Here is a 16,689-nt window from a genome sequence, read left to right on the forward strand (position 1 = left end):
ATCTATCGCGAAGGCCGCGCAAACGTTTGCGTAGACCGAACTATGCGAATCCTGCCGACATTTGTCAACGACTGAAGATCTGCTTTTTTTGTAGGGCGAATAACCGTCATCGCCCCTTTTCCTACGCGGTCGTGTTGATCACACCGCCGCTGCCAGAACCCTTGGCCATCTCACGAACCAGGTTGCCGGCCACTTCCATGAGGGCTGCGTTGGTGTCTGCGATCTGCCCCTGAATCGACATCACAACAGTCGTCTTGGCTTCTTCGGTCGGATAACTCGCTGCCTGCGCGGCAGCCAATTGCTGCTGCTGCTCCTGCAATTGCTGCTGCAATTCCTTCATGCGCTTGAGCAGTATTTTTATCGTGATGCTTTGATTGCCACTGCTCTCGGCCGGCGCCTCTTCCTGCACGGGGCCGCCACCGGTTCTGACTTCCTTGGTTTCGCCCGCGTCTTTACCCAGCGCCTCGGCCGATGCTTGCTCGTTCGCCTCGCTCAGGGCATTGATCGTCGCGGCCGTTTTTCCGCCGATAGTGACCGCGCCGGGATTTGGCAAACCGATAGTCAATGACATTTGAACTCCTGAAAAATTGGATCCCTATCAAGGCGCATCGGCCAGCGCGCCGTTTTCTTTAGCAGAGATCTGGAAAGCGGCCAGTTCAGTTTACGGACGAGGTGCGTAGTCCTTTTCGGTGAGCCGAACGAGAAAACATCCCGTGTTCGGAAACCCGGATGAGCGAGGGAAGCTCACAGCCACTCTTCGAATAAATCTTGATTTAAATCATAAGGTTAAACATTTCTCTCAAGCACAGTACGACTGGTACAGATCCTGCTCCCTCCCTGCACCCCTGGCATTCAGATCGGCCCGGGGCGCATCTAGATGAACCTGCATCAGCACCGTCTCACTACTAGAGAGAAAAATAATGACATCTGCTTTGAAGAGTTTCGTTCCGGGCGCTTTGGCCCTCCTCCTGCTCCTGCCAACCGCCCTCCAGGCAAAAGAAGCTGAAACCCAGGCCAAACTGGCCAACGTGGTGGTCTTGGCCACCGGCGGCACCATTGCTGGCGCGGGCGCCAGCGCTGCCAACAGCGCGACCTATCAGGCCGCGAAAGTGGGCATCGAGCAATTGATCGCCGGCATTCCCGAGCTGAGCACGCTGGCCAATGTGCGTGGCGAACAGGTCATGCAAATCGCCTCGGAAAGCATCACCAACGAAAACCTCCTGCAACTGGGTCGTCGTGTTTCCGAACTGGCCGACAGCAAAGACGTCGATGGCATCGTCATTACCCACGGCACCGACACCCTGGAAGAGACCGCGTACTTCCTGAACCTGGTGGAAAAAACCGACAAGCCGATCATCGTCGTCGGCTCCATGCGCCCGGGCACCGCCATGTCGGCGGACGGCATGCTGAACCTGTACAACGCCGTGGCCGTCGCCAGCAGCAAAGAAGCTCGCGGCAAAGGCGTACTGGTCACCCTGAACGATGAAATCCAGTCGGGTCGCGATGTCAGCAAGATGATCAACATCAAGACCGAAGCCTTCAAAAGCGCCTGGGGCCCGCTCGGCATGGTGGTAGAAGGCAAATCCTACTGGTTCCGCCTGCCAGCCAAGCGCCACACCATGGATTCGGAGTTCGACATCAAAAACATCAAGAGCCTTCCTGATGTAGAAATCGCCTATTCCTACGGCAATGTCAGCGACACGGCCTACAAGGCCCTCGCCCAGTCCGGCGCCAAGGCGATCATCCATGCCGGTACCGGCAACGGTTCTGTTTCCTCCCGCGTGGTTCCGACCCTGCAAGCGCTGCGCAAGGACGGCGTGCAGATCATTCGCTCGTCTCACGTCAATGCCGGTGGTTTTGTCCTGCGCAACGCCGAACAGCCTGACGACAAATACGACTGGGTGGTTGCTCACGACTTGAACCCACAGAAAGCCCGCATCCTGGCCATGGTCGCGTTGACCAAGACTAACGACAGCAAAGAGCTGCAACGGATGTTCTGGGAATACTGATTTGACCTCGCCTGATCTTTTCCTGATCGGGCACTGACTTCACCCTTCGTCAACTTGACGAAGGGTGAAGCTTGCGCCTCCTCCAAAGAAAAATTTCACCTGAGTGACATCAAAACCGGAAAACCGCTGTCAGAGGATTTTCTTGAATTTTAAGCAGTTGCGAAAATGCCTACAGTTAAATACTGTATGCACGTACAGCTTAATAAGGATAACCTCGTGGCCACTTCCCCTGATGCTCCTGACGCTTACGAACGCATGGGCATGCGCGTTCAAAAAATCATCAACTCCCCCACCGCACAAAAAGCCAAAGCCGCACTGATCTTCCGCCTTCCGGACGAGCCGGTGGATGACTGGGAGCGCTTGCTGGAAGAGATCGACGAGAACGACAACGTCACCCTCGCCTACCGCGACGATGGCGGCGTACAGATTTTCTGGGTTGTGCCGAAGGAAGATTGATTCAATGATTCTGCGTTTTGCTGCTGTACTGTTGCTTTTCATTTCCCTGGGTGCGCACGCCGGCGCACCGCGTACATTCACCGAGGCCAAGAAGGTCGCCTGGAAGCTGTACGCACCACAATCCACCGAGTTCTATTGCGGGTGCAAATACACCGGCAACAAGGTCGATCTAGCCGCGTGCGGCTATGTCCCACGCAAGAACGCCAAGCGGGCGTCCCGCATCGAATGGGAGCACATCGTTCCCGCGTGGCAGTTCGGCCATCAGCGTCAATGCTGGCAGGAAGGCGGTCGCAAGAATTGCACCCGCTACGACCCGAGTTATCAGAAAGCCGAAGCCGACCTTCACAACCTGGTGCCGAGCATCGGCGAGGTGAATGGCGACCGCAGCAATTTCAGCTACGGCTGGCTGCCGGTCGAAAAGGGTCAGTACGGCTCCTGCCTGACTCAAGTCGACTTCAAGGCGAAGAAGGTCATGCCCCGCCCTTCGATCCGCGGCATGATCGCCCGCACCTACTTTTACATGAGCAAACAATACGGCTTGCGCTTGTCGAAGCAGGATCGGCAACTGTACGAAGCCTGGGACAAGACTTATCCGGTGCAAGACTGGGAACGTCAGCGTAACCAGAGCGTGGCGTGCGTGATGGGACGCGGCAACGAATTTGTCGGCCCGGTGAACCTGAAAGCCTGCGGTTGATATCCTGATCAAAAGAAAAGGCCTTGAGCGACAAACTCAAGGCCTTTTTTGTGCTCAGCCGCCGGACTTGTTGTAACGCCAGTAGCCCATCAGATTGAGCGACTCGCGCGGGATGCCACGCTCCTTGATCAAGTACTTGCGCAGACTCATGACAGCGGTGGATTCTCCAGCGATCCAGCCATAGAATCCCTCGCTGGCCGTTTCGGCGATCTCCCACAGAATCTCTTCTTCAATGTCGACATCCGCCAGCTCGACCGCCTGCCCCGCCGGCGATGCATCGACAGGCAACGTCGCCTGCCGCACGGCTTCCACCATCAACGTGCCGGCAGCTGCGTGATCGCGGATCAGCCATTGCACCGAAAGCCCGGGCCAGTCAGGAACCGCCAATATGTCTTCACGACTGTCGACCTCAAAAAACGCCTGAGCCTGCGGCGGTTCAGCCAGTGCCGCCAGTTCTTCCAGAATTCCCATGGCGGCCGGCAACGCTGTGGCATCGGCGACCAGAAGAAGTTGCTTGAGCGTTTGCGGAGGTTTCCATTCAAATCCCCCCGCCTCTTGTGCAGAGAATCGGCTGTCGGGCGCCAGAATCTGCATCGACTCGCCAGGTTGCGCTCGCAACGCCCAACGGGAGGCGGGGCCGGTTTCGCCATGCAGGACAAAATCGATATCGACTTCACCTGACTCTGCGCGCAAATGACGGATGGTGTAGGTGCGCATCGCCGGGCGACGATCGATCAGCATCGAGCGGAAACGGGCGTACCACCCCTCGCCCTGAGAAAGCTTGGCGGGTGAGCCGTCTGCGGCAGGAAAAAACAGCTTCACTCGCTGATCCGGCGCCCAGGTCGCCATCTCGGTGACCGTGGGGCTTGAGAGCGTGATCCGCATGAGATGCGGGCTCAACTGCTGCTTGTGACGCAAAACGACGTCGAACAATTTGTAAGGATTGGCGGAGGCCATGCGGAGCTCCTTCTGGCTATCTTCAGTGACTCCTTGAAAAACGAATCACGCGGGACACCCTTTAGTCAGCTCCGCCGAATGGATCCTTATTGTGTCGCCGTGCGCTCGATCACCAGCGTTTCGATGTTCTGCTTCTTCGCCTTGACCAGCGCCGCATTCACATCCGCCTGACGCGCCTCGGCGTCAGCCTTCGAATTGAAAGGGCCGAGCAGGATCCGGGTCTTGCCGCTGGCGTCCTTGATGACACTGGCCACAAAACCATGCTCGATCAGCCAGCCGCTGAGGTCGCTGACGGCCTGAGGGGTTTCACCGCGCACTTCCAGATCCCACTGCGGGCCCACCGCAGCAGGCGCCGTTACCACCGCCGGTTTCGGCTTTTGCGCATCCACGCTCTTGCCTTCGCCACATCCTGCCAATGCCAGTGCCGCGACTACCCAGACCAATTTGCGCACAACGCTTCCCTCTGAATTCTCAAAGCGGCGATCTTAACATTCGAGAATACTTTCCGAGCCCCGCAAATTGCGGCATAAAACTACGAGATTGATGCCGACGGCCCCTGTATAGTTACGCGCTGGGAATTAATGCCGCTGCTGCGCGTCAGAAAGAGGCACCCAAACTGTAAGACTTCGCACTAATCTATACGTACCACCGACCTCTGCACTGTCTGAATCAGGTGCCCTACAAAGCAATCAAGGAGAAGACCATGCTGATACTCACCCGCAAAGTCGGTGAAAGCATAAACATTGGTGATGACATCACGATCACCATTCTCGGCGTCAGCGGCCAGCAAGTTCGAATCGGCATCAATGCTCCGAAGAACGTTGCAGTGCATCGTGAAGAAATCTACCAGCGCATCCAGGCTGGCCTGACCGCACCGGACAAGCCACAAACGCCCTGAGCCCTATCGCAGTCAGTAGCCAGTTCGTTTGCCTGCGCGCAATGACTGGCTAAAGATTCAAGCGCCGTATTGCCATTCCCCCACCTCCCTGGTGACGGCGCGTGCCACGCCCCTTCCTGCCTCAACCCTTCTCGCAACCGATACTAACCGTCATTCAACGGGCTGGCTGTCGGACGTTTCCGAATAGCGGCCGGGAATCTCGCCCGCCTAGCCGAATGTAACGCCACGCGCCATCCCGGTGGCCGCCACGACCATCAATATCAACAGCAGCGCTTCGGCATGACTGATCCGCGCGAATACCTTCGCACGTCCTGTATCAGGAGCAGCGCCACGCGCCTTGGCCATGCGCCACTTGATCAGGGTGATCATCGGCACGAGCTCCAGAAGCAGAATCAACACAAACAGCGTCATCTTCAGATGAAACAGTGGCTGATGCAGGTAATAGTCGGTTCCCTTCTCATAGCCTCCGAAGGCGCGCATGCCGCCGGTGATGAGCAAGACCAGCGCCGAAAGCCCCCAAAGATTGTCGGCAAGCAATACGCGCCCGACCTCACCGGAGCCGGACGCCAGGCGGCTGAAGGCCGTTCCGCGCGTCAACACCGCCCAGAAGCCTATGGCAAACGCCAGTAAATGAATCGCTGCAAGAAACCAATGAACCAGCATCGATGAACTCCTGTCCGGCAGAGTTGAAATCAGCCAAACAGTAGTAGTCGAAAAAATGTGGGGTTGCCTGCCACCCTTCCCGTAAAACAGAAGCGGGCGAGACGAGAGAGTGGGCAGAGGTGCGGGAAAGGCAAATCGCGGGCAAAAAAAATCCCAAGCAGCTGATGGAAGCTTGGGATTTAAAAATGCATAAACCGTGGTGGTGAACGCGGGGCGGATATTACTGATTTTTCCAGTATGTAACAACGTATTTTTGATAACCGGATGGTTAATAAAATCCGTAACCCCTTAAATATCCACACTATTTAAAAGGTCGCTCGCGACGGTCGGCGACGAATGGATCAAAATCCATCACGATCAATACGCGCCTGGCTCAAGAATTTTACAAAAATGAGCTCAGGATCCCCCGGATCAAGATTCTCCACCATGCCGCTGTGCTGATATCCAAGATTGGTCAGCATCTGTCGCATCGGCGAGTTGGACGTATTGGTCGACGTGAAGATCTTTTCTGCACCGGCATGCTGCTCCAGACCGCTCACGATCTGCCGTCCCACGCCGGAACGCCTGTTCGCACTGGAAACGACCACGAGAGGTATGAACCACTCTCCAAAAAAGCTTCGATCCAGACATCCGTAGCCGAGGGGAGCGCCAGGATCGTCCGCCTCGCAGACAACCCAGCACGCCTCTGCCCTAACGGCCCTCGTGATGTACTCGCGACGGCAGCTATCTTTTTCAGCGACAGGATCAATCTTCAACAGGCTTTCGATATCGCCTGGACCGGCGCGCCTGAATTGGCGCCTCATGAATACACCCCTGCAAATGTACCGAAGTGTAGCTGCGGTCGACCAAACCGAAATTTTGCAAAGGTTCTGAAATCGCAGACAACAAAAAAGGGCTCACCTTTCGGTGAGCCCTTCCAGACCGCCCAGCAGAGCGGATTTTGTTTGGTAGGCGCGATTGGACTCGAACCAACGACCCCCACCATGTCAAGGTGGTGCTCTAACCAACTGAGCTACGTGCCTGCTGTGAGGCGGCATTCTACGGAATTCCGGAGGGGTGTCAACACCTTTTTTTCACCTAACCCTATGAATATGCAAAATATTTAATTTCGACCCGACGCAAGAAGATTTCCCGGTGGCTGGCGGAGGTTTTTCAACTGGGGTAGGATCGCTGCACTCGTAAAATATATTAAACAGAGGCTGCAGGATGGCGAACACCCCTTACCCAGAGTCTTATTACGCTGCGTCGGCCAACGCCGTACCACCACGCCCTGCCCTTCAGGATGACGTGGAGACGGATGTCTGTGTGATCGGCGCTGGTTATACGGGACTTTCCTCGGCCCTGTTCCTGCTGGAGAACGGTTTTCGCGTGACCGTGCTGGAAGCCGCCAAGGTCGGCTTCGGCGCTTCGGGGCGCAATGGCGGGCAGATCGTCAACAGCTACAGCCGTGACATCGACGTGATCGAACGCAGCGTCGGCCCGAAACAGGCGCAACTGCTCGGACAGATGGCGTTCGAGGGCGGCCGGATCATTCGTGAGCGCGTCAGCAAGTACAACATTCAGTGCGACTTGAAAGACGGCGGTGTATTCGCTGCCATTACTGCCAGGCAGATGGGTCACCTGGAATCGCAGAAGCGCCTGTGGGAGCGCTTCGGCCATACCCAACTGGAACTGCTCGATCAACGCCGCATCCGCGAAGTGGTCGCCTGCGATCAATACGTCGGCGGCATGCTCGACATGAGCGGCGGCCACATCCACCCGCTCAACCTGGCGCTGGGCGAAGCCGCCGCCGTGGAATCCCTGGGCGGCACCATCTATGAACAGTCACCGGCGGTGCGCATCGAACGCGGCGCCAACCCGGTCGTGCATACGCCGCAGGGCAAGGTCAGGGCCAAATTCATCATCGTTGCCGGCAACGCCTATCTCGGCAATCTGGTGCCAGAACTGGCGGCCAAATCGATGCCATGCGGCACACAGGTCATCACCACCGAGCCACTGGGCGATGAGCTGGCGAAATCCCTGCTGCCGCAGGACTACTGCGTCGAAGACTGCAATTACCTGCTCGACTACTACCGCCTCACTGGCGACAAGCGTCTGATCTTCGGCGGCGGCGTGGTGTATGGCGCGCGGGATCCGGCAAACATCGAAGCAATCATCCGCCCGAAAATGCTCAAGGCCTTCCCGCAACTCAAGGATGTGAAAATCGACTACGCCTGGACCGGCAATTTCCTGCTGACCCTGTCGCGCCTGCCTCAGGTCGGACGCCTGGGCGACAACATCTATTACTCCCAGGGCTGCAGCGGCCACGGCGTGACTTACACGCATCTGGCCGGCAAGGTATTGGCCGAGGCACTGCGCGGACAAGCCGAGCGCTTCGATGCGTTTGCCGACCTGCCGCACTACCCGTTCCCTGGCGGGCAACTGCTGCGCACACCGTTTGCCGCGCTCGGCGCGTGGTACTACGGACTGCGCGACAAGCTCGGTTTCTGATGAGCGAAAAAAAGGGCCGCTGAAAAGCGGCCCTTTTTACATCCAGCATCAATCACAACTGATCCCGCGCAATCCCGCTGCGAATCCGCAGGATATCCGCGAGCACTGCCAAAGCAATTTCCGACGGTGTCTTGCTGCCCAGGTTAAGGCCGATCGGTGCATGAATCCGCGCCAGCTCGCTCTCCCCCAGACCACCAATCCGACGCAAACGCTCGAAGCGCTTCTGTGACGTCTGTAACGACCCCATCACGCCGATGTAGAACGCCTCGGTGCGCACGGCTTCCATCATCGCCAGATCGTCGATACGCGGATCGTGGGTCAACGCCACCACCGCCGTATCACGGTGGCAACCGCCATCGGCGATAAACACCGACGGCAATTGCCGGCGGATCTCCACGCCATTGAGCACCACGCCTTCCAGCACCTCATCGCGCGGGTCGCAGAGAATGACTTCGAAGCCGAGACCGACCGCGAATTCCGCACAGGCCTGCGCCACGCTGGAATACCCCGCCAGCAACAAACGTTGGGCGGCGCCGATGCGAATCCGTACCCGGTCGATCTCACGCTCGATCCGGGCACCTTGTTCGCGATCGGCAAACAGGCTGCGCGCTCCGGTGGTCAGATCGACCTCGCGAATCAACCGGCGCTGCCCCAGCAACGCCGATTCGAGTTCACGCAGGTGCGCCTGCACATCGCAGCCGGCGTCAAATTTCTCTACCAGCACATCGAGAATGCCGCCGCACGGCAGGCTGACCCGCGAACGCGGATCATCACCTTCGCCATAACGCACCACGTTGATCGCATCGAGAAACGCACCTTCGGCGACACGCTCGAGAAAGTCTTCCTCGACGCAACCACCGGACAGCGACCCGATCCACTGCCCGCCATCGTTCACCGCCAGCAGCGAACCCGGCGCGCGCGGCGCCGAGCCGTAGGTGGTCAGCACGGTGCAGAGCCAGATGCGCTGCCCCGCCGTCGACCACTCCAATGCCCGCCGAACCACTTGCAGATCGAGATGCTGCATGATCAGTGCGCCTTGTGCTCGATGGACGGGGCATCAGCCTGAAGCTTCTGCACATCGCCGACCGCCAGCTCGGCCGACTGACCACCCCAACCCTGACGCAGGTAGTTCAGCAGATCGGTCAGTTGTTCGGCACTGAGCTTGTCGGCAAAACCCGGCATCGGCTGCATGTGTTCGAACCCGGCGAATTTCTGTTCGCCGATGCCATCCTCGATCACTCGCAACAGGTTGCGCGGGTCTTCCAGACGCAGCGTGGTGTTGCCACGCATGGCCACCGCAATGTGCGGCTTACCCTCGCCACCGGCCGCGTGACAACCGGCGCAGACGTTCAAGTATTCCTGACGGCCGCGTTGAGCGCTGGCACTGAGTTTTTCCACCGGCACTTCGGTCAGCTCTTTCGCCGCCGGAGGCTTGTCGCCCAGCAGGAAAGTCGCCATCGCCGCCAGATCCGGATCATTCAGGCCCTGGGTGCTGTTGTGGAACACCGGGAACATCTCGTTGAACATCGTGCCCTGGGCGCTCATGCCGTGCTTGAGGAACGTGCTCAGGTCCTGATGATTCCAGCCGCGCGCCGCCAGATCCGTCGCCAGCAGGCTCGGCGCCAGATAGCCGTTGAGGATGCCGCCGGTCAGGCGTTTGTCCAACTGCATCGCGCCCGGCAGGCCGCGTGGCGTATGGCATTCGCCGCAATGGCCGAGCACTTCGACCATGTACTGGCCGCGTTTCCAGGCCTCGCTTTTGCCTTCGGCAGATTCGAGCTTCAAGGCTTTGCCGTACATCATGTTCCAGCCGATCAGGCCCGGACGCACGTTGAACGGAAAGCTCAGGCTCGTCACCGGCGCGGCACGCTCGATTGGCTCGATGGTTTTCAGATACGCGTGAATCGCATCCGAATCCGCACGCGGCATCAAGTGATACGAGGTGTACGGCATCGCCGGATAGAGGTTCGCGCCGTCACGACGCTTGCCTTCAGTCAGCGCAGCGAAAAACTCGTCGTCGTTGTACAAACCGATGCCGTGCTCTTTGCTTGGAGTGATGTTGGTGCCATAGATCGTGCCGAACGGCGACACGATCGGCAGGCCGCCGGCAAACGGCGCGCCGCCTGGTGCCGTGTGGCACGCCATGCAGTCAGCCGCGCGGGCGAGGTATTCGCCGCGCTTGACCTGATCATCCGCGTGCACCGCCAACACAGGCGCAGCCAGCCCGACCGCCAGGGTCAGGCGGGTCAGTAATTGCTTCATGCTTAGCCCTCCTTGACCAGGCCGAGATCGGTCAGCACGTTGCGGGTGGCGTTGTAGTAACGCACGTACCCGGTACAACGGCAGACGTGATGGCCGAGGCTGTCCTCGATGACTTGCTCCAGTTTGCTTTTGACGATTGGCTGGCGTTGCAGCTTTTCCACCAGCACGGTCGCGGCGTTGACGAAGCCCGGCGCGCAGTAGCTGCACTGGAAGGCGAATTCGTCGACGAAACGCTGCTGGATCGGGTTCAGCTCGGTGACCTGGCCTTGCTCGTCACGCTTGGCGTGGCCTTCGATGGTGCGGACATTCTTGCCCTCGAAGTAATGCGCGCCAGTGATGCAGGTGCGCACTTCTTCGCTGGTGCCGTCCGGGTTGTCGACGATCACCACACATGCGTGGCAGATGCCTTGGCCGCAGCCCAGGCGCGAGCCCGTGAGGTTCTTGTATTCGTGCAGGTAATCGATCATCGGCAGGTCATCAGGGATGTCCACCGGACCGACGGATTGACCGTTGAGGGTCAGTTGAAGCGGACGGTTAGCCATTGAGGGCCTCCTTGATGCGCGCAGCAGTGATTGGCAGATCGCGAACACGTTTACCGATGGCGTGGGCCACGGCGTTACCGATGGCACCGACCACCGGGATCATCACCACTTCGGCGATGCCTTTGGACGGGTCGCTTGGGGACAGCGGCGGCAGGATTTCCGACGTCTGTTTCCACACCGCCACATGCCGCGCCATCGGCAGGCGATAACGGTTGAAGTTCCAGTCACCCTCCCCCGGCCCGCCTTCGTACAGCGGCATCTCTTCCATCAAGGCGTGACCGATGCCCATGGCGATTCCGCCTTCGAGCTGGCCACGAACCAGTTCTTCGACCAGCACCCGGCCGCATTCCAGCCACGAGTGATGGTTGAGCACTTCGACTTCTGCCGAACCTTTGTTGACCTTCAACTCGACCAGCGTTGCGACCGGGCTGTAGTAAGTCACGGCGGCGTTGTTCAACTGAACTACCGGATAGGCGATATTCTGCCGATCCAGCAGGTGGAAACCGGCGCTGGTCATCTGCGCTTTCTTCGCCTTAGGGGCGCCGTCACCGTACTTCACCGCCAGACCGTCGAGCGGCAGACGCTCGCGCACGCCGTCGATGCTGTATTCGGCTTCGGCCCAGCTCCAGCGGTTAAAACCGTGAACCGTGGCGCCAGTGACCAGACCGCGGTCGTGAGCACGCTTGGCCAGCTCTTCGAAGGTCAGTGGCTGCATGCCATTGGCGGTCAGTTTGCCGTCGACCCAATGCGCATCTTCGCGACGCACCACGTAAGGGTTGGCCTGGCCGCCGTAAGGGCCCTGACGCCAGATCTCCAGCGCCGCCGGCCACAGACCGTGGTTGAACAACACGCGCGCCGCTTCACGGGTGGCGTGGCTGAAGTAATAGGCGGAGTTGGTCGCGGACGAGGCCGATGCCAGCTTGCCGACCCAGCGTGGGTTGCGCAGGAAGTTGTCCTGCTCGGCCTGGCTCATGATGTAAGGGTTGCCGGCGGTCACCAGCTGCATCTCATCCCACTCGGTTTCGCCGGTCTTCACGTCGTGAGCCGCGCTGCCGAGGAAATCAGCCACCACCAACGCTTGCGAGGTGGACATGCCGGTGCCGATCTCGATGCCGATGTGACGCAGGGAGATGCGCCCGTCAGCGGTGAACTCGATGCTGGCCATCGGCGCTTCGGAACCGGTGCCGAAGTCTTTCTGGCAAATGGCGAAACCCACGCCATACCAGTTGTCCGGGTCTGCTGCTTCGCGCTGCTTCTTGATCGCGTCGCGGTTTTTCCACACTTCGTGCAGCGAAGCCTTGTCGAGAATCTCGTGCAGGCGCAACGCACCGGCCGGGATCGCGCCCTGGGTGTTTTTCATCCCCGAGCGCAGCGCGTTCTTGCGGCGCAGATCGATGGCATCGACACCAAGGCGATCGGCGATTTCGTCGACCATCATCTCGGTGGATGCCATGCTCTGCAGCGTGCCGTAGCCGCGCATCGAACCCGCTTCAACGGCGCGGGAATGGTAAGCGGTGACCTGCAGGTCGTTCTGCGGCATGTAGTAGATCGACTGCGCCGCAGTAGCGCCAACGGCGGCCACCGACGGGCTGTAGTTGATCCGACCGCCACCGTCGACGCTCATCTCGGCACGGAAAATCTTGAAGCTGTGATCGGTCTTGTCCACCGCCAACTGATAGCGGATGTCGAACGGGTGGCGCTTGATGCCGCTCTGAAATTGCTCGTAACGGTCGTTGGCCAGGCGAATCGGCACACCTGCGCCGTACAACGCCGCCAGGGCCGCGTAGTAGACGAAAATATTGTGGTCCTTGGAACCGTAACCGACGGTATAACCCGGGTGCATGTTCAGGTTCGCCAGGCCGAAACGCGACGGCCCGATCATCTTCGCGGTCTCGGTGGCGGTTTCCAGCGGGCACTGAGTGGCGACGACGAAATGCAGGGTCTTGGTCGCCGGGTCGTACCAGCCGTTGCCGTTGTCCGGCTCCATCGCAGCAGGTTCGATCGACGGAGTTTTGTAGCGCTCGTCGAACACCAGCCAGTTGTCCGGCGGGGTGTCGATCTCTTTTTTCATGCGGTCGGCGTAGAACAGGCCGCGTTCGGTCAGGTTGCCGTGCAGGTTCGGTTGGGAATTCCACACCGGACGACGGTTCTTCAGCATCGGGAACAGGATCGAGTCCTTGAGGCTGGCGAACTCGTCTTCGTCCGCCGACGTCGGGCCACCGACGCGCACGTAGCGGAAGCTGCCATAGGGATCGCCTTCGTAGAACGGAACTTGCGCACCGTAACGAATCGCTTTGTCATTGAATTTGAGTTTGTTCTTGGCCTGACGGAAACGCTCGAAGTCGTTCCAGATCAGGATCGCGACCGGGTGGCCGATGAACATCGGCACTTTGCCTTCCGGCAGCAGAGGATCCGGTGCGTGCTCTTCAGGGAACACGATGCCGTCCTTGTCCAGGTCGGCGGCGGTAACGATACGATCAGGCTGCAGATCGGCGCCGAGCCACGACAGGTCGTAACCGTCGTAGATGCGGTCGGCCTTGATGGTTTTCAGCAACATGGCGTGGCCTTGCTGCTGGGGCCAGCCCGGCATGTCCTTGGAACGGATGTCGCGGGCAAACACTTTGCTGCCGCAGACCTTGGACAAGGCATCGTTACGCTGGCGCGCCTTGCCGTTGTTGCCGAGCCACTGCTCGGACGGCACAGTCACGCTGTTTTCCATCAAGGCAGCCAGCGCCTGACTGCTGAGCGGCGTGAGCGTAACGCTCACACCCGCCACCAGCCCGCCCTGAAGGAACGAGCGCCGGGATATTTCACGGTTGGACATGGATCATCCTCTGGGCGGTTATGGATCCGCCCTTCTGGTTATCTACTGGGAATCTCGAGTCTTGCAGAAGCCCTTTTTGGCTAAACAAAGGGCATGATGACAGTGCAAAGCTGACCGAAAGGTTAACTTTAAAGGTTTCTGCGCTCGCAGCAAACAACCAGTTACAAAAATTTGACCAAAGAATCAAAAATCAATGCGGCATCGCATCGCAGCGACCCATGGACGCAGGGGAGATTGCCGGGCGGCATCGAACGAGCCACGACTGACGATCATCGCTGGATTTCAGAGGAGGAATGTGGGGAAGGTCAAATTTCAGACACAAAAAACCCCGGTCTTTCGACCAGGGTCTTTGCTATCGATGCCGAATCAACCAGAGGTTGCTTTCGGTGTTTCAAGGCGTTCAGTGGTCCTTGAAACAGATATGGCGCAGCGGACGGGACTCGAACCCGCGACCCCCGGCGTGACAGGCCGGTATTCTAACCGACTGAACTACCGCTGCGTATCGCTTTGAGCTGACGCTCAAGTAACTCGTTTGACTGAAAGCTTCGGTGCTTTTCAATCGCGAACCAAACAGTGTCTGACTCGTTAAATATGGCGCAGCGGACGGGACTCGAACCCGCGACCCCCGGCGTGACAGGCCGGTATTCTAACCGACTGAACTACCGCTGCGCGTCGGTGCAGGCACTTTCAGCCTACGTTCTTGCTTACGCAAGTATCTCGGGAGTGGTGGGTGATGACGGGATCGAACCGCCGACATTCTGCTTGTAAGGCAGACGCTCTCCCAGCTGAGCTAATCACCCGTTTGCATCTCCGAGGCCGCGAAATTTACGCAGGTAGCGAACCTAAGTCAATAGCAGGATTGAAGTTTTTCTAAAAAAGACGAAATTGCTTCATTCCGTATAAATCATCTTCTTGGTCATGCCGCCATCGACCACGAATTCCTGCCCCGTCACAAACCCTGCATTCTTCGACAGCAACCACGCCACCATCGCCGCCACATCCTCGACCGTCCCTACCCTGCCCGCAGGATGCTGGGCATGATCGGTATCGGTCAGCGGCTCCGCGCGCCGGGCGGATGGATCCCGCGCATCGATCCAGCCCGGACTGACCGCATTGACGCGAATCTCCGGCCCCAAGCTGATCGCTAGCGCGTGAGTCAACGCCAGCAAACCACCCTTGCTCGCCGCATAGGCTTCCGTATCAGGTTCCGACTGCGCCGCACGGGTCGAGGCCAGATTGACGATCGCCCCGTTGTGCGCACGCAGATACGGCGCGCAGTGCTTGGCCAGCAACATCGGCCCACCAAGGTTCACCGCCAGCACCCGATTCCAGTAAGCCAGATCGAGGCTTTCCAGCGTGATGTTGTGCGGATCGGCCACGGCGGCATTGCACACCAACGCATCCAGACGACCGAACTGTCCCAGCACCTCAGCGACACCCAACGCCACCTGGCTTTCGTCCGCAACGTCCATGGCGATGAACCAGGCGTTTTCGCCCAGCACTTTCGCCACTTTCGAACCCCGCGCACGGTCCAGATCCGTCAACACCACCTGCCAGCCTTCGCTGATCAGCCATGCCGCGATACCCAGACCGATCCCGCGCGCGGCACCCGTGACCAATGCAACGCGGCCATGGGTGCCAATCTTTGGCGTAGACAACTCGATCACAACGCCGCCAGACCGCGCGACAGGTCGGCTTGCAGGTCAGCCACGTCTTCCAGACCGACCGCAATGCGGATCAGGCTGTCACGAATACCTGCGGCCTCACGCTCCTGCGGCGCCAGACGGCCGTGAGACGTGGTGCTCGGGTGGGTGATGGTGGTTTTGCTGTCACCCAGGTTGGCGGTGATCGAGATCAAACGGGTCGCATCGATGAAGCGCCAGGCGCCCTCTTTGCCGCCCTTGACCTCAAAGCTCACCACGGCGCCGAAGCCCTTCTGCTGACGCTGAGCCAGCTCGTGCTGCGGATGGCTCTTGAGGCCGGCGTAATGCACCTTCTCGATACCGTCCTGCTGCTCCAGCCATTCGGCCAGTTGTTGGGCGTTGGCGCAGTGCGCCTTCATCCGCAGGTTCAGGGTTTCCAGACCCTTGAGGAAGATCCAGGCGTTGAACGGGCTCAGGGTCGGCCCGGCGGTACGCAGGAAACCGACGATTTCTTTCATCTGCTCGCTGCGACCGGCAACCACGCCGCCCATGCAACGGCCCTGGCCATCGATGAACTTGGTGGCAGAGTGCACGACGATGTCTGCGCCGAGTTTCAGCGGTTGCTGCAACGCTGGCGTGCAGAAGCAGTTGTCGACCACCAGCATCGCACCCTTGGCGTGCGCGATTTCCGACAGCGCGGTGATATCCACCAGCTCAGCCAACGGATTGGACGGCGACTCGACGAACAGCAATTTGGTGCTGGACTTGATCGCTGCATCCCAGGCCGACAGATCGGCCAGCGGCACGTAATCGACTTCCACGCCAAAACGCTTGAAGTACTTCTCGAACAGGCTGATGGTCGAGCCGAACACGCTGCGCGACACCAGCACATGGTCGCCGGCGCTGCACAGGCTCATCACCACCGCCATGATCGCGGCCATGCCGGTCGCCGTGGCCACCGCTTGCTCGGCGCTTTCCAGCGCGGCGATGCGCTCTTCGAAGGCGCGAACGGTCGGGTTGGTGTAACGCGAGTAAACGTTGCCCGGCACTTCCCCGGCAAACCGTGCAGCCGCGTCAGCGGCGGTACGGAACACGTAGCTGGAAGTGAAGAACATCGGATCACCGTGCTCGCCTTCCGGCGTACGGTGCTGACCGGCACGTACGGCCAGGGTATCGAACGCTACGCCTTCGAGGTCGCTGTCCAGCCGACCGGCATCCCATTCCTGACTCATGCTGTCACTCCTTGCCCTG

Annotated in this window: 16 protein-coding genes and 4 tRNA genes; 5 read left to right on the top strand and 15 right to left on the bottom strand. The window is 59.3% G+C overall.

Annotation, left to right across the window (positions count from 1 at the left end):
* Positions 1–121 precede the first annotated feature (121 nt).
* A complete protein-coding gene (locus CAF90_RS17555; protein WP_085607839.1) occupies positions 122–571 on the bottom strand; it encodes a hypothetical protein in 450 nt (149 codons plus the stop codon).
* Positions 572–920: 349 nt separating this feature from the next.
* Between CAF90_RS17555 and CAF90_RS17560 the strand changes: the two genes are divergently transcribed.
* The 3 genes from CAF90_RS17560 (at position 921) to CAF90_RS17570 (ending at position 3,159) form a co-directional block, all read left to right on the top strand.
* Positions 921–2,009, top strand: a complete 1,089-nt coding sequence (locus CAF90_RS17560; RefSeq protein WP_007956004.1) for an asparaginase — start codon at positions 921–923, stop codon at positions 2,007–2,009.
* A gap of 186 nt (positions 2,010–2,195) precedes the next feature.
* A complete protein-coding gene (locus tag CAF90_RS17565) occupies positions 2,196–2,465 on the top strand; it encodes a DUF1654 domain-containing protein (RefSeq protein WP_371857356.1) in 270 nt (89 codons plus the stop codon).
* A gap of 4 nt (positions 2,466–2,469) precedes the next feature.
* Positions 2,470–3,159 carry an endonuclease gene (locus CAF90_RS17570; RefSeq protein ID WP_007956001.1) on the top strand — a complete coding sequence of 230 codons (690 nt, stop codon included), beginning with the start codon at positions 2,470–2,472 and terminating at the stop codon, positions 3,157–3,159.
* 54 nt (positions 3,160–3,213) lie between these two features.
* On the opposite strand, the gene CAF90_RS17575 is transcribed toward CAF90_RS17570, so the two are convergent.
* Together CAF90_RS17575 and CAF90_RS17580 are read right to left on the bottom strand one after the other, a co-directional pair.
* Entirely contained in the window at positions 3,214–4,116 is a 903-nt protein-coding gene (locus tag CAF90_RS17575; RefSeq protein ID WP_085607840.1) for a siderophore-interacting protein, read from the bottom strand.
* An 86-nt stretch (positions 4,117–4,202) separates the two neighbouring features.
* Entirely contained in the window at positions 4,203–4,568 is a 366-nt protein-coding gene (locus CAF90_RS17580) for an SPOR domain-containing protein (RefSeq protein ID WP_007955999.1), read from the bottom strand.
* A gap of 251 nt (positions 4,569–4,819) precedes the next feature.
* Here CAF90_RS17580 and csrA point away from each other — a divergent pair, with 251 nt between their 5' ends.
* Entirely contained in the window at positions 4,820–5,014 is a 195-nt protein-coding gene (gene csrA / locus CAF90_RS17585; protein ID WP_003179932.1) for a carbon storage regulator CsrA, read from the top strand.
* Between the two features lie 207 nt (positions 5,015–5,221).
* On the opposite strand, the gene CAF90_RS17590 is transcribed toward csrA, so the two are convergent.
* From CAF90_RS17590 to CAF90_RS17600, 3 genes are all read right to left on the bottom strand, one after another.
* Positions 5,222–5,677, bottom strand: a complete 456-nt coding sequence (locus CAF90_RS17590) for a DUF2214 family protein (protein ID WP_085607842.1) — start codon at positions 5,675–5,677, stop codon at positions 5,222–5,224.
* A gap of 341 nt (positions 5,678–6,018) precedes the next feature.
* Positions 6,019–6,480: a GNAT family N-acetyltransferase gene (locus CAF90_RS17595; RefSeq protein WP_085607844.1), complete on the bottom strand. Its 462-nt coding sequence runs from the start codon at positions 6,478–6,480 to the stop codon at positions 6,019–6,021.
* A 142-nt stretch (positions 6,481–6,622) separates the two neighbouring features.
* Positions 6,623–6,699: transfer RNA gene (locus tag CAF90_RS17600), tRNA-Val, on the bottom strand.
* Positions 6,700–6,883: 184 nt separating this feature from the next.
* On the opposite strand from CAF90_RS17600, the gene CAF90_RS17605 reads away from it, so the two are divergent.
* Positions 6,884–8,167 carry an FAD-binding oxidoreductase gene (locus CAF90_RS17605; RefSeq protein WP_085607846.1) on the top strand — a complete coding sequence of 428 codons (1,284 nt, stop codon included), beginning with the start codon at positions 6,884–6,886 and terminating at the stop codon, positions 8,165–8,167.
* 52 nt (positions 8,168–8,219) lie between these two features.
* Here the strand turns inward: CAF90_RS17605 and CAF90_RS17610 are convergent, their stop codons facing one another.
* The 9 genes from CAF90_RS17610 to CAF90_RS17650 all read right to left on the bottom strand — a co-directional run bounded on the left by CAF90_RS17610 (position 8,220) and on the right by CAF90_RS17650 (position 16,670).
* Entirely contained in the window at positions 8,220–9,191 is a 972-nt protein-coding gene (locus tag CAF90_RS17610) for an XdhC family protein (protein ID WP_085607848.1), read from the bottom strand.
* Between the two features lie 2 nt (positions 9,192–9,193).
* Positions 9,194–10,429, bottom strand: a complete 1,236-nt coding sequence (locus CAF90_RS17615) for a cytochrome c (RefSeq protein WP_085607850.1) — start codon at positions 10,427–10,429, stop codon at positions 9,194–9,196.
* Between the two features lie 2 nt (positions 10,430–10,431).
* Positions 10,432–10,971: a (2Fe-2S)-binding protein gene (locus CAF90_RS17620; RefSeq protein WP_085607852.1), complete on the bottom strand. Its 540-nt coding sequence runs from the start codon at positions 10,969–10,971 to the stop codon at positions 10,432–10,434.
* A complete protein-coding gene (locus tag CAF90_RS17625) occupies positions 10,964–13,795 on the bottom strand; it encodes a xanthine dehydrogenase family protein molybdopterin-binding subunit (protein WP_085607854.1) in 2,832 nt (943 codons plus the stop codon). Before CAF90_RS17625 ends, CAF90_RS17620 begins: the two co-directional genes overlap by 8 nt.
* 422 nt (positions 13,796–14,217) lie before the next feature.
* Positions 14,218–14,294: transfer RNA gene (locus CAF90_RS17630), tRNA-Asp, on the bottom strand.
* Positions 14,295–14,387: 93 nt separating this feature from the next.
* Positions 14,388–14,464 (bottom strand) — tRNA-Asp (locus tag CAF90_RS17635).
* A gap of 55 nt (positions 14,465–14,519) precedes the next feature.
* Positions 14,520–14,595, bottom strand: a tRNA-Val gene (locus CAF90_RS17640).
* A 90-nt stretch (positions 14,596–14,685) separates the two neighbouring features.
* Positions 14,686–15,462: an SDR family oxidoreductase gene (locus tag CAF90_RS17645; protein WP_007956470.1), complete on the bottom strand. Its 777-nt coding sequence runs from the start codon at positions 15,460–15,462 to the stop codon at positions 14,686–14,688.
* Positions 15,459–16,670, bottom strand: a complete 1,212-nt coding sequence (locus CAF90_RS17650; protein ID WP_085607856.1) for an O-succinylhomoserine sulfhydrylase — start codon at positions 16,668–16,670, stop codon at positions 15,459–15,461. The genes CAF90_RS17645 and CAF90_RS17650 overlap by 4 nt, the downstream gene beginning before the upstream one ends.
* Positions 16,671–16,689: the final 19 nt, after the last annotated feature.

Origin of the sequence: Pseudomonas sp. B37(2017), assembly GCF_002112885.1 — a bacterium.
Lineage (GTDB): Bacteria > Pseudomonadota > Gammaproteobacteria > Pseudomonadales > Pseudomonadaceae > Aquipseudomonas > Aquipseudomonas paraglycinae.